We start from the raw sequence: 13822 nt of genomic DNA on the forward strand, positions 1-13822 counted from the left end.
TCTTTAGAACATGGATTGGCAGAAAAATTAAATTCAGCTAATAGCCCCTTTCATAGCTCGAACATATTCATACAAAGGTTTAGCGGCATTTTCGCCATGCTCTTCAATAATTTTTACAATTGCACTTCCTACAATAATTCCATCAGCATATGAACTTATTTGAGCGGCTTGTTCAGGTGTAGATATACCAAAGCCTACCGCTATAGGAACATCGGTGACATTTCTGATATCAGATATAATAGAGGAAAGGTCTGTTTTAATTTCACTTCGCACTCCTGTTACACCCATTGAGGAGACACAATATACATAGCCCTGAGCTTTTTTTGCTATTTTGTCTATTCTTTCTTGTGACGTAGGTGCAATTAATGAAATGATATCAATGCTGTACTTTTCACCGAAAGGCGTAAGTTCCTCCTTTTCCTCAAAGGGAATATCGGGTATTATTACCCCGTCTATATCATTATTATTACATTCTCTAAAAAAGTGGTCATAACCATATGTGAATACTGGGTTTAAATAGGTTAAGAAAACTATTGGAATCTGAGTTTTTAAACGGACAGATTTAACCATATTAAATATTTTATTTAGTGTTGTATTAACAGATAGTGCTCGCTCATTGGCTCTTTGAATGACCTCACCTTCAGCAATTGGGTCAGAAAAAGGTATACCAATTTCTATTAAATCGGCTCCGGCTTCCACCATTGAAAGTATGAATTCTTCTGTTTTATCAAGAGATGGGTCGCCTGCTGTTAAAAAGCCTATAAATGCCTTACCATTTGCAAATGCATTTTTTATTTTACTCATTTATTTCCACCCCCATATATTTTGCTATAGCTGCAACATCCTTATCTCCACGGCCTGAAAGACAAATTACTATTATTTTGTCCGAGGACAATTTGGGAGCAAGTTCCATTGCATGTGCTACAGCATGTGAACTTTCTATTGCTGGAATAATGCCTTCAACCTTGGAGAGATATTCAAAGGCATTTATTGCTTGAGCATCTGTTATAGGAACATATTTAGCTCGTTTAATATCATTCAAATGTGCATGCTCTGGGCCTATTCCTGGATAATCTAATCCAGCGGATATTGAATAAACAGGTGCAATCTGACCATTCTCATCCTGACAGAAATATGACTTCATACCGTGAAATATCCCTAATTGGCCCTTTGCAATTGTTGCAGCATGGTATTCAGTGTCTATGCCTTTTCCAGCGGCTTCACACCCAATTAACTCAACAGAAGGGTCATTAATGAAATCATAAAACAGCCCCATAGCATTACTTCCGCCACCTACACATGCTATTGCTATGTCAGGGAGTCTTCCTTCTTTATCAATTATTTGTTCTCTTACCTCTTTGCCAATTATACTCTGAAAATCACGTACTATCATTGGAAAGGGATGAGGTCCCATTACTGAACCTAAAACATAGTGCGTGTCACCAACACGGGTTGCCCATTCGCGCATAGTTTCATTAACTGCATCCTTTAGTGTTTGAGTGCCGCTGGCAACAGCATGAACTTTTGCACCTAAAAGTTCCATTCTAAAAACATTAAGTGCTTGGCGTTTTGTATCTTCTAGCCCCATAAATATTTCACATTCCATACCCATCAATGCAGCAGCTGTAGCTGTAGCAACACCATGCTGACCAGCCCCAGTCTCTGCAATAACACGTTTTTTTCCCATCTTCTTTGCCAATAAAACTTGACCTAATACGTTGTTTATTTTATGAGAGCCAGTATGGTTTAAATCTTCTCTTTTAAGATAAATTTTTGCACCACCCAAGTCCTCAGTCATTTTTTTAGCGTAATATAAAAGGGAGGGCCTTCCAGCATACTCTCTCAATAATGAATTAAGTTCATTGTTAAAGCTATAATCATTTTTGTAGTAGTTATAGCTTTCTTCGAGTTCAATTATTGCATTCATAAGAATTTCAGGTATATATTGCCCTCCATGTTTGCCATATCTTCCATTTGTCATTTATCTCAACTCCTTAAATATTGTTTAATTGCTAAAATTGCTCCGCACTAGACTTACTATATCTATAATTTTATTTCTATCCTTAACACCATTTGTTTCAACACCGCTGCTTACATCTAGACAATAGGGCTTAGAACTGTCTATTGCTGCTTTTGCATTACAATAGTTTATGCCTCCTGCAAGAAAAAATGGTTTTTCTATATATTTTGCTAATTTCCAGTCAAAGGTTTTACCTGTGCCGCCATATTCTTTATCTGAAAATGTATCTAGGAGCAAAAAGTCGCCGGATAGCTGCTGTGCTGTCACTATTGAAGATAAATCCTTTACCCTCACAGCTTTTATAATAGGTGTGTTAATTTGACAACTTAAATTTTTTATATATTCTTCATCTTCATCCCCATGTAGCTGGATATAATCTATAATGTTAGATTGGCATAACTGCTTTATAACAGATATACTTTCATTAACAAAAACTCCGACTGCTTTGATTCGATAGTCTAGTGCGCTTTTAAGCTGGTAAGCCGTATCAGGATTTACTTGCCTGCGGCTTTTGGCAAAAACAAAACCAATAAAGTCGGGCAAAGCTTCATTTACATATTCTATATCCTGCATTCTGGTAAGACCGCAAATTTTTATTTTAGTCATATCAACTTGCCCTCATTCTTTGTAGTTCGGCTGTAATATTTTGGCTTCTCATTAGCGTTTCACCAATTAGAACTGCATTTGTACCATTATTACGTAAGGCAGCAACATCAGAAGGGGTTTTAATACCACTTTCAGAAACGAAAACTTTGTCATTAGGTACCAGCTTTCTAAGCCTTACACTGTTATTAATATCAACTTCAAATGTCTTTAAATTGCGGTTATTAACACCAATTATTCTTGCACCTGCTTCTAATGCACTGTAAAGTTCTGGTTCATCGTGTGCTTCCACAAGACAGGAAAGCCCCAAACTATCAGCAATTTTTATATATTCCTTCAATTCCTTAGTATCTAATAGGGTGCATATAAGAAGAACTGCATCGGCACCGAGCAGGTGAGCCTCATATATTTGATAAGGATCAATGGTAAAATCTTTACGAAGTATAGGTATTTTAACTGATTTTTTTATTTCTTTTAAGTAATCATCGTTTCCTAAGAAAAAGTAAGGCTCTGTAAGAACAGAAATAGCATTTGCACCAGCTTTTTCGTATTCTTGGGCAATTTGTATATATGGAAAATGCTCTGCTATTATGCCCTTTGAGGGTGATGCTTTTTTAACTTCACAAATGAAGGATATATCTTTTGTTTTAAGAGCATTTTCAAAAGTAAAAGGCAAAAGAGTCTGATATTTTTTAGCATTTTCTTTTAAAGTTTCAATGGGATTAATAGCTTGTGCTGTCTTAATTCTAATTTTTGTATGTTCAACTATTTTATCAAGTATCATAAAACCTCCCACGCCCCATTTGGCATAAAATATAATGATTTTTATGTGGAGAACCTCTAATTCACAGAGGTACGTAATATTTTGTAAAGTTTCATCAGCATTTTCACACTAACTCTTAATTATAATTGTTAATAACTCAATGCGGACGTATGCTTCGATAGCTTAATCAACATGCACATTGTGACCTAACTCTGTCAAAAATACTTGTGTTTTTTGAAGTTCGAAAATGCACCATGTATAAACAAACGTTGTTTCGAACTTTTTAGCTAAATGAATTTGATAGTTGAATGAATTTATTTAACTGGGAGAGAGCAGAACCGTTGTCAATGAGGTTTTCAGCCATTTTTACGCACTCTCTGAGAGTTACTTTATTGTATGCCATATATAAGCACAATGCCGAGTTCAGGACAACAATATCTCTCTTAGGACCTTTTTTGCCGGATAATATATCAATAGCAATATTTGCATTTTCTTTAGGGTCTCCACCTATTAAATCTTCTGGGAGACATCTCGTAAACCCTAATTGTTCAGGAGATAAGAAGAAGCTGTTTAGTGTTCCGTCATTAACTTCGCAAATTGTAGTAGCATCGCAGAGAGTAACTTCATCAAGTCCATCGTGACCATGTACAACCATAGCTCTCTTTATTCCAAGGTTTAAAAGTACTTGTGCTAGGGGTTCAACTAGATTTTCATCATATACACCTAATAGCTGCATGTTTGCTCCAGCTGGATTGGAAAGAGGCCCTAATATATTAAAAATAGTTCTTACTGACATTTCCTTACGGACTGGTGCAGCATACTTCATAGATGAATGATAAGTTGGAGCAAACATAAAGCACATGCCTATTTTTTCTAGTATTTGTGCGCTTTGCTCAGCCGTTAAGGCAATATTTATTCCAAGTGCCTCAAGGACATCTGCGCTTCCGCATTTACTTGAAACGGAGCGGTTTCCATGCTTTGCAACAGGTACTCCTCCTGCGGATATAATAAATGTTGAAACTGTTGAAATGTTAAAGGTGAACGCTTCATCTCCACCAGTACCTACAATGTCAAGGACATCTCTATTTGGATTTATTCGTAGACTTTTCTCTCTCATAACACTGGCGCAGCCAGTTATTTCGTCAATAGTTTCTCCCTTCATACGCATTGCAGTCAAAAAGGCTGCAATTTGTGCATTGCTAGCTCTACCTTCCATGATTTCTTCCATTACCGATTTAGTTTGCTCAAATGAAAGATTGTTTTTATTAATTACCTCATAAATAGCCTCTTGTATCATTTTACATTACCTCCTATTTTAAGAAAGTTCTCTAAAATACTTTTTCCATTTGGAGTTAGTATTGATTCTGGATGGAACTGAACCCCATATAAATCATGGTCTCTGTGTTTAACTCCCATAACTTCACCATTGCTGTCTTCAGCAATGACAAGCAGTTCGTCGGGTAATGTATGACGGGCAACTGCTAAGGAGTGATATCTAGCACCATCAATAATTGGGGGGAGACCTTTGAAAAGAGCACTTCCATTTGCAATGTGAATTTTTGAAACTTTACCATGCATTAAAACCTTTGCATATGTAATTGTTCCTCCAAAAACTTCACAAATGGCTTGATGACCAAGACATACACCTAAAATAGGAAGCTTGTTGTAAAAATACGATATTACATCCTCGCAGATGCCGGCATCCTTTGGCCTTCCAGGTCCAGGTGATAAAATAATGTGTGATGGATTTAAATCCTCAATTTCATGCAATGTTAGCTGGTCATTTCTAATTACTTTAATGTTTCTGTTTATAACACCAACCATTTGAAAAAGGTTATATGAAAAGCTGTCATAGTTATCGATTAGTAATATCATTATTTTATACCCCCTACAGACATTTCTATGGCATTAATGATTGCTTGTGCTTTGTTTGATGTCTCAATATATTCTGTTTCAGGAACACTGTCTGCTACAATACCACCACCAGATTGAACATATACTTTATTATCCTTTAAAACAGCCATTCTGATTGCAATACAGGTGTCCATGTTCCCAGTGAAATCGATATAGCCGATTGCTCCACCGTAGATACCTCTTTTATGTCCTTCTACTTCATTAATTATTTGGCAGGCACGGATTTTTGGAGCGCCTGAAAGAGTACCGGCTGGGAGAAGTGCTGCAATTGCATCAAGTTGGTCAAATTCTTTACGCAGCTTGCCTACAACCTTTGACTCAATATGAATAACATGGGAATATTTTCTTATACTTAAATAATCTTTTACTTCGACGGAACCAAATTCACTTATTTTACCTAAGTCATTTCTGCCTAAGTCAACTAGCATATTATGTTCAGAAAGTTCCTTTTCATCACTTAGAAGCTGCTCAATTAGCTGAATATCTTCCTCCTCACATTTACCTCGTGGTCTTGTTCCAGCGATAGGAAATGTGGCAAGTTTTCCGTCTTCAAGCTTAATAAGTGTCTCAGGAGATGCCCCTGCTATTTCTACATCATCAAACTTTAAGAAAAACATGTATGGAGAAGGATTTATTGACCTAAGGGCTCTATAGGTGTCAAATAAACTGCCCTCAAAGTCAGCTGATTTATGGTTTGCTGTAACAGCTTGAAAAATATCACCCTCATGAATATAATGCTTTACTTTTTCTACTATACTAGAATACTCTTCCTTGCTAAAAGCGGGAGTAAGGGGTGACAGCAGCCTTGAAGGAGTTGCTATTGCTGGTACATAGCTTTTTATTAAGTCTATTATTTTTTCAAGTTCTTTTATTCCGTTCTCATAATTGACTTCTAGATTATCTGTCTTAATATTTATCATAACTATTATTTTTTGTGAGAAGTGATCAAAGGCTATTACCTTGTCGAATAACATTAAATCTATGTCATAAAAATTTGCATTATCTATTGCGTTAAGCGTAAGTGTATTTTCACTATATTTAAAATAATCATACGCAAAGTAACCAACGAAACCACCTGTAAATGGAGGTAAGTAGTTTAACCGTGGACTCTTGTATTCATTTAGAATTGATCTGATTTGAGCATTTGGATTATCAGTTTCAATATGTTTAGTTGGTGCTGAAGCACTTTTTATATCAAGTGAACCATCTTTACATGTTAATTCAACTATTGGATTGAAACCTAAAAATGAGTAACGTCCCCATTTCTCACCATTTTCAACGCTTTCTAATAGATAGTATTTACTGCTTGCAGACTTAATACTTTGTAATACAGAAATAGGGGTTACAGTATCAGCAAAAATTTCACAGCTTATAGGTATTATCGTATAGCCGCATGATAGCTGCTTTGCTTCATCAAGACTTGGTTTAAACATTATTACCACTCCTTTAAGTATAAAAATTATTTTCTAAGTTGTTTTACTCATAGCCGCAAATATTGCGTTTAGATAATGAGTTCAATTTTAATTAGCTAATACAAATGTTGGTAAAACAATTTAAATTAACAAGCTAGCATTGTTTGAATAAAATAAAAACACCCGCCCAATGACTACTTATATGTCAAGGACGAGTGTGTATAATTCACCCGCGGTGCCACCTTGTTTTGTAAGAAAATAATCTTACACACTTAAAGAAATACCATCATATTTCCCACAAATAACGCTTGTGACACGTCGCAGAATACTCTGAAAGAATACCTTAGTTAAAAAGAAAACCTTTATTTAAAGAAGACCTTTTTAAGAATACTTTCATTTGACTGCGCCCTCAGTGGTCCATTTGATGTACTGCGTTCTGCGAGGCTCTCAGCTATCCTCACTCTCTGTAAGTGCACGTATCACCGTTATCTCCACTTCAACGGTTTCAAGGGCAGATATTTAATTAAGCATATAATAACATTCAAAATAGACTGATGTCAACAAAGAAAATTTACAATTATAACCATTAATTCAATTTATACTCTTATAGCTATGTTTTTCTATAAAATTTAATGGTTTTTTATTAAATTCTATAAAATTATCTGATAAAGACCTACCAATAAGAGTATTATACCTGATAAAAGTGTTGCTTTATCACCAAGAAGCTGATTGGCATAGCGCTTTCCAATTATTGCGCCTAAGGATATTGTAAAAAGACTAAAAACAGTTACTACTGCTGTGAGAATTAATATATTAACACCTGCTATACCAGCACCAAAACCTGTTCCCAAGCAATTTAAAGCTAGAGCAATACCAAGTAAAATGGATTCCTTTAAGGATATGTCCCCGGAATAATCTTTATCTGCAACACTTGGATCATTCATTACTGCTCTTATGTTATCTATATACACATAATTACTTTCTTGAATTTTCTTAGTTTTTATTCTTGTGTGTAAATAACTTATAATTGTGTAAATACCCATGATACTTACAATAGAACCACCGATAACAGTTCCTAAATAATTTGGAATATAATTAGTGAGCAAATTTCCAAAGGAACTGGAAATAAGAGTTGCAAAGCCTGAAAAAAGTGCTATAGCAAGATTTGACTTTGGTGGTACACTTATTTTTTTAGCACCATAAGCCAAACCAATTGCCATGTTATCAAGATTTGGAGCTAAGCATAGTAAGAGTATGGACAGAATATGCACTAATGAATCACCTCACTAGGCAGTATATTTACCGGGAGGATTATTAGTGCATGTTCGATTTTAAAAGTTATATATCCTGCAAAATTTGTTGATAAACTGCGGAATTATTCCATTTCCTTTAGCTTATTTTCTATATCCTCTGAAGTAATTGCAGATAAGAAGTTAGTCTTATACTGCATAGCTTTTTTGAGATACTCTACGCATTTTTCTTTATCTCCCATTTTTTCAAACAACAGTGCATAATCATAAAAAGCTTCAGGGAATTTGGGATTCAAAGCCATGAGTTCTTTGAAGATTTTATCAGCATTTTCAAGATCATTAAGGAGTAAGTAGGTTTCACCTAAATTATCTAATATTATTCCGTTTGTGTTGTTGTAGTCATATGCTTCAAGATTGAATTTCAGTGCCTTGTCTAGATCGCCATTTAGAATATAAAGATAACCTAAGCTGCCATAAATATTAGTGTTTTTATAGTTAGCTATAACTTTTTCAAGCAGTGTAATTGCCGCATCAATCTGACCTTTTTTCCACAATGCGAGAGCATAGTTTGCTTGAACATCAAATTTTTCTGACGCTGACAGCTTTGATGAATTGAATTGCTCTGTAAATATACTCATAGCTTCTTCAAGCTTTCCATGCTTTAGAAGCATATAGCCATAAGTTGATACTACAGATGCTTTAGCACAGCCTGTTTTGTAGGCTTTCTCGAGAAGGTCTAAAACTTCCTGAGAATTTCCCTTTTGAAATGCAAGATTAGCTTTAATAACATATATTTGTGCGAAAATTTTACCAAATATCATCCTATTGCCCATGCCTGAAAATAAAAAAACTAATTGACATGGACTTAACACCTCCTATTATGTGTTGACTTCATTTCAGTTTATTTTATCAAATAAATTTATTTAAATAAATAGGGTTAATTTGTGCGTTATCAAATTTCCGTTTTATGATTACTATTTAACCTATGAAGTTAGATTAGTTTATGAGCATTCAAAATTATAAATTTTGACAATGAGTTGTTGCCAAAATAACTAGAAAGTATAGTTAGTGCTTGTGTGGAGACCTTTCGAATCTCAAAATACGAATGCGCTTTTGTTGATGTAGGTGGTATTATCTTAAATGATGTGCTTTTACAAAATCAAGATATTCTTAAAAATTGTTGGAATTGCAAAAGAAAACAATTCGGAGTTTAACAATAACTTGCTGCCAAGTAAACTAACTTTTTCATGAACTATTTAGCTTTTATTTGATGTTAGAACACCTAAAATAAATAGTTTATACGTTTATTGTTATTATTATTGTAGTTTGTTCTGCATATCGCATTGTCAAAGGAAGAATAGCAACTATTTTGTAATAGAAACATTCTTCTTTACCTACAATTTCAACTATTGAGGTTGAATTATAGATACATTTTCTTTGTTAAAATATATTTTTAATTAATGAGGTAATTTGCTATAATGGTACAGGCTACAAATTCTAAAAAGAGGAGAGTTTTTTAGATGGAATATAATATTCAAATAAAAACTGCTGTTTTACATATTTTAGATACATCCATAAATCTTCCGCTGATTTCCAATAATGAACTTTATATTGATGGAGAAATATCAGAATTTTTAGATAAGCACATAAATAAAGTATTAGATGATACAAATTTAAAAAAAGCTAGGTTTATTGGAGACACAAATATTGTGAGGGATATATGCCAGGCAATTAGTGCAGATGAAAGCAATTTTCGTGAAGCTAGCAAAGAAATAGCAAATATTATTTTTGATATTATGATAAAAAATGTTGATATTATTTCAGGTGATTTGATATGCTGTTTGCTTGATATAAATAATGAACGATATTATGGATTATTAAAATTGAACTATAAAACTGGATTTACTCACTATGTCAATCAATCTGAAGATGGAACAACCAATTCAATAATAAGGCATAAGACTTTGCTGCCAGCTGAAGGGCAGAAAGTAGATGAGGCGGCATTAATTAGTTTGGAAACTGGTGAGATTAAGCTAATAGAAAGAACCTACGAAATCAACGGTCAGAAGGAATTTTATCTCTCAAAATATTTGCTGAACTGTACTACTGATTTATCAGACAATGAGAAAATGAAGATTATTGACAAAGTAACAAAAAAAATAAACAAAAAATATTATGACGAAGACTTTGATAAAGTGGCTAAGCTAAAAAATGTTGTATCACAAAGTTTAGAAGATAACAACAAGGTAAGTGTCGAAAAAATTGCAGAGGAAATGTTTGAGACCAATTTAGAGGTTCGCGAAGAATATATTCAAGAGATACAAAAAGCTGGGATAACAGAAGAGGCAATACAGATTCCGCAAAAAATTGCTGAGAAGAAATTTAAAACCCACAAAATAAAGACTGATACAGGAATAGAAATTAACTTTCCACTTAGCTATTATGACAATAGCGACATGATTGAGTTTACTAACAATCCAGATGGTTCTATTTCGATTATTATTAAAAATGTCGGCAAAATAATTAGCAAACAATAAAAATAGTTTGATTTAAACTCAGCTTGAATTTGCTATGAGCATTTATGAGCATTATTTAAATTTTGCCATAATGCTCATAGTGTTTTTATAGGACTGCTTTACAAACTCTCTATTTTTATTTGTTATGTAAGGTTCTTTAATATTTGCATCAGGAATAGGGATTATCTTGAATACCGGTCTATTATTAACATAGTTCTTATCAACCCAAGTTGGTATATAATCTGCATTTTTTAGAATAACACCACCCTGTGGGTCTTTTTCAAGCTTTAGCTGGACAATAACACCATCTTCGGTATATATTTTGTTTGGTCGTTTAGCCGTATCTGATCTCCTATAGCCAGAAATAAAATTACCCATAGAATATATAACAAATTTGTTTTTGCCATTTATCTTCACTATTTCTGATTTCTGAACTACATGTGGATGTGAACCTAATATAATATCTGCACCCCATGTCAGCATTTTCTTTGCAAGTGAGGTTTGTGAAGTGTTTGGTGTTCTTTGGTATTCAGTTCCCCAATGTATAATTACAATTACTGCATCAGTACCTTGGGCTTTAACAGTTTCTATATCTTTTTTTATTTGAGTTTCGTTTATAGGACTTAAATAATTGCTTTTTTGTTTTGAATTAAGGCTTGCATCATTTCCATTAAAAGCATATGAATAAGAAAGCATACTTATCTTGATACCATTTATTTCTTTTGTTATGTACTTATTTTTTCCATCAATAGAACTGCCGACATTTATCATTTTATTTTCAGTAATCTTTTTAATGGTTCTTGTTAACCCATTTACGCCTCTATCAAGACAATGATTATTTGCTGTAGATAAAACATCAAAACCAGCATTTGCAAGGGCAGGCAAAATTGCATCAGGAGTATTGAATTTTGGAAAACTTGTATAGCCTGAATTGGGCCCTGCAGTTACTGTTTCAAAATTGCCTATTGTTAAGTCTGAACTTTCTAAGTAAGGTGAAACATACTCCAAAAAGCCACTAAAATCGTAGGTTCGTGTCTTAGGATTATATGCATTATTCAGATTTGATTGATGTACCATTATGTCACCAACTGCAGATATTGTAATTGATGGAACTAAAACAGGCTCTTCCTTAGGAGACTGAACTTCTTGTGGTTGTTGTTTATTTATAGTATTGTCAGTGGTTGCGTCCTTTGATAAATTAGTGGTGCTTATATCTGTACTAGAATCAACCATCGGGATGGATGCCAATAAGTTTGTTTGCGTATTATTATCTGCGTAAGCTGACGATGATACATTATTGGAAGAGTCAGAGTTTACAAGCACATTAGGAGCGCTGTAAAAAATCTTTGAATTTAAATTTATACTATCATGCATTATGTACGTAACAATGATAAGAAGACAGCACATAATGCTAAGAATTAGAAATGTATATTTAAAAATATGTTTGTTATTTTTCATGTTGGTTCACGTTCCTTTTTTTTCTAAATAATAACTTAAAAATTCTTCATCTGGTTAAAAATCATATTTTTATGACTTTACGCACTCTCAGCAAAAATATTGATACAGTATTAATAATAAAACATAAACTATATCTCGATTTTTTAGCCATCCTCCATTTAACTGGTATCTATTACGCGACACAAATAGTAGTGAAAAAGATACTTGCAGCAACTTGTTTTTGAAATGTACAAAGCTGGTGCAAATATTGTTTGCCAGTTATTAAGGCTTTGAACCGTAATTTGCTAGATTTCTATAAAAACTGATGAACACTATATACTATATCATATATTAGGATAATACTGGTACAAAAATTAAGACATTGTAATAAAAATTAATATTTTCGAAATATTTTATCCAAGATATCTTATTAATTCAATACATAGAATTAACGAGTAATTTTCTTGTAAGCATGTATAATGTCTAAAAAAACTTCTATTGGCGCAATAAATTTATAAAGTAAGAATAAGTATTCGGAATACATATGGATAGTATTGGTTATGATTGAGTACAAGTATTTGGTTAAAAATATTGTAAATGAATATCATAATATGGTAGAATTTATTTATGAAACATTCATAGACTTGGAGTGATTGTACACAAAACGACAATTTGCGACGTCGTGGAAATATATTGCTTGGTGAAGAGGTAGAACAATGAACATAATTACGCGCGATGATACCAAGATAATAATAGTAATTGCATTTCTATTTATAATTGGCATTCTTTTGTGTATTATATGGTATTACAGAAAGAAAATTGCACAGATGGAGAAAATCAATCTTGCTGGAATAAATATATCGTCAGGCGCACAACAAAAGTTAATTCAGAGAATTATGGAGGTTGCAAAGCAACAAGTAGATGCAGAATCTTGTTCGCTTTATTTTGTTAATGATGAAACTAAAGAATTATATTTTGGAGTTGCTCTGGGAGAAAAGGGCTCTTTAATTAAGGAACTGAGATTTAAGATTGACGATAGCTTTATTGCTGGTTGGGTAGCTACTTATAAAAAAACTTTAAATATAAAGGATGTTAATAAAGATAAACGCTTCAAAAATCGTAATGTTGCTAAAAATTTTGGACTTAATGAAAAATCATTTCTAACAATGCCGGTAATATTTGGTGGCAAATTAGTTGCAGTCTTACAGATGATAAACAAACTAAATGGCGGGCATTTCAGTAAAGCCGATGAGAAAACAATGGAGCTGCTCATTGAGACACAGATTGCTCCAAATCTAGAAAAAGCAAAAGTCTATAATTACATGCAAGAATTATTTAATGATTCCATTCAAACAATTGCAAATGCTATTGATGCCAGAGATGAATATACTCAGGGACACTGTATGAGAGTTGCAGAGTATTCTATTATGATAGGAAAAGAACTTGGGTTAGACGAAGAGGAACTTGTAAGCCTTCGTTATTCTGCAGTATTACATGATGTTGGGAAAATAGGCATCAGAGATGACATTTTAAATAGCAAACAAAAACTAACTGCAGAAGAATTTGAAGAAATGAAAAGCCATGTAATTAAGGGCACTAAGATAATAGAACAAATAAGCAAAACAAATCCAGATATAGTGTATGGTGTTAAATATCATCATGAAAGATATGATGGAAAAGGGTATTGTGAAGGCTTGTCCGGTGAGGAAATTCCGTTATTTGCAAGAATTATTGCTGTTGCGGATACCTTTGATGCCATGACAAGCAATAGACCATACAGGAGAGAGTTTCCACAGGAGGCTGCAGTGGCTGAATTAATACGGGGTGCTGGAACTCAATATGACAAAAAAGTTGTTGATGCATTTGTTAGGTGTTTTGATGGACAAAGTTAATAGAGAGTATTGAAA

Annotated in this window: 12 protein-coding genes; 2 read left to right on the forward strand and 10 right to left on the reverse strand. The window is 33.5% G+C overall.

What is annotated here, in order from left to right; genetic code table 11:
* Positions 1–33 precede the first annotated feature (33 nt).
* From trpA to EHE19_RS02375, 9 genes are all read right to left on the reverse strand, one after another.
* Positions 34–804, reverse strand: a complete 771-nt coding sequence (gene trpA / locus EHE19_RS02335; RefSeq protein ID WP_137697737.1) for a tryptophan synthase subunit alpha — start codon at positions 802–804, stop codon at positions 34–36.
* Entirely contained in the window at positions 797–1981 is a 1185-nt protein-coding gene (gene trpB, locus EHE19_RS02340) for a tryptophan synthase subunit beta (protein WP_137697738.1), read from the reverse strand. The genes trpA and trpB overlap by 8 nt, the downstream gene beginning before the upstream one ends.
* Positions 1982–2005: 24 nt before the next feature.
* On the reverse strand, positions 2006–2626 hold the full coding sequence (locus tag EHE19_RS02345; RefSeq protein WP_137697739.1) for a phosphoribosylanthranilate isomerase: 621 nt from the start codon (positions 2624–2626) through the stop codon (positions 2006–2008).
* Between the two features lies 1 nt (position 2627).
* Positions 2628–3407, reverse strand: coding sequence for an indole-3-glycerol phosphate synthase TrpC (trpC, locus tag EHE19_RS02350; protein ID WP_137697740.1), 780 nt, complete (start codon positions 3405–3407; stop codon positions 2628–2630).
* A gap of 262 nt (positions 3408–3669) precedes the next feature.
* On the reverse strand, positions 3670–4683 hold the full coding sequence (gene trpD / locus EHE19_RS02355; RefSeq protein WP_137697741.1) for an anthranilate phosphoribosyltransferase: 1014 nt from the start codon (positions 4681–4683) through the stop codon (positions 3670–3672).
* Positions 4680–5261 (reverse strand): anthranilate synthase component II, encoded by a 582-nt coding sequence (locus tag EHE19_RS02360; RefSeq protein WP_137697742.1) that lies wholly within the window; start codon positions 5259–5261, stop codon positions 4680–4682. The genes trpD and EHE19_RS02360 overlap by 4 nt, the downstream gene beginning before the upstream one ends.
* Positions 5261–6733 carry an anthranilate synthase component I gene (gene trpE, locus EHE19_RS02365; RefSeq protein WP_137697743.1) on the reverse strand — a complete coding sequence of 491 codons (1473 nt, stop codon included), beginning with the start codon at positions 6731–6733 and terminating at the stop codon, positions 5261–5263. The genes EHE19_RS02360 and trpE overlap by 1 nt, the downstream gene beginning before the upstream one ends.
* A gap of 629 nt (positions 6734–7362) precedes the next feature.
* A complete protein-coding gene (gene ytaF, locus EHE19_RS02370) occupies positions 7363–7983 on the reverse strand; it encodes a sporulation membrane protein YtaF (protein ID WP_244648319.1) in 621 nt (206 codons plus the stop codon).
* A gap of 104 nt (positions 7984–8087) precedes the next feature.
* Positions 8088–8783 (reverse strand): tetratricopeptide repeat protein, encoded by a 696-nt coding sequence (locus EHE19_RS02375; RefSeq protein ID WP_244648320.1) that lies wholly within the window; start codon positions 8781–8783, stop codon positions 8088–8090.
* A 699-nt stretch (positions 8784–9482) separates the two neighbouring features.
* Between EHE19_RS02375 and EHE19_RS02380 the strand changes: the two genes are divergently transcribed.
* Complete coding sequence (locus EHE19_RS02380) at positions 9483–10499, forward strand: nucleoid-associated protein (protein WP_137697744.1); 1017 nt, start codon at positions 9483–9485, stop codon at positions 10497–10499.
* A gap of 51 nt (positions 10500–10550) precedes the next feature.
* On the opposite strand, the gene EHE19_RS02385 is transcribed toward EHE19_RS02380, so the two are convergent.
* The gene (locus EHE19_RS02385; RefSeq protein WP_137697745.1) at positions 10551–11936 is read right to left on the reverse strand and encodes a CapA family protein; all 1386 of its coding nucleotides are present in this window, start codon (positions 11934–11936) and stop codon (positions 10551–10553) included.
* Positions 11937–12631: 695 nt separating this feature from the next.
* On the opposite strand from EHE19_RS02385, the gene EHE19_RS02390 reads away from it, so the two are divergent.
* Positions 12632–13807 carry a GAF and HD-GYP domain-containing protein gene (locus tag EHE19_RS02390; RefSeq protein ID WP_137697746.1) on the forward strand — a complete coding sequence of 392 codons (1176 nt, stop codon included), beginning with the start codon at positions 12632–12634 and terminating at the stop codon, positions 13805–13807.
* The last annotated feature ends 15 nt before the right edge of the window (positions 13808–13822 follow it).

It is taken from the genome of Ruminiclostridium herbifermentans (assembly GCF_005473905.2).
GTDB lineage: Bacteria > Bacillota > Clostridia > Acetivibrionales > DSM-1351 > Ruminiclostridium > Ruminiclostridium herbifermentans.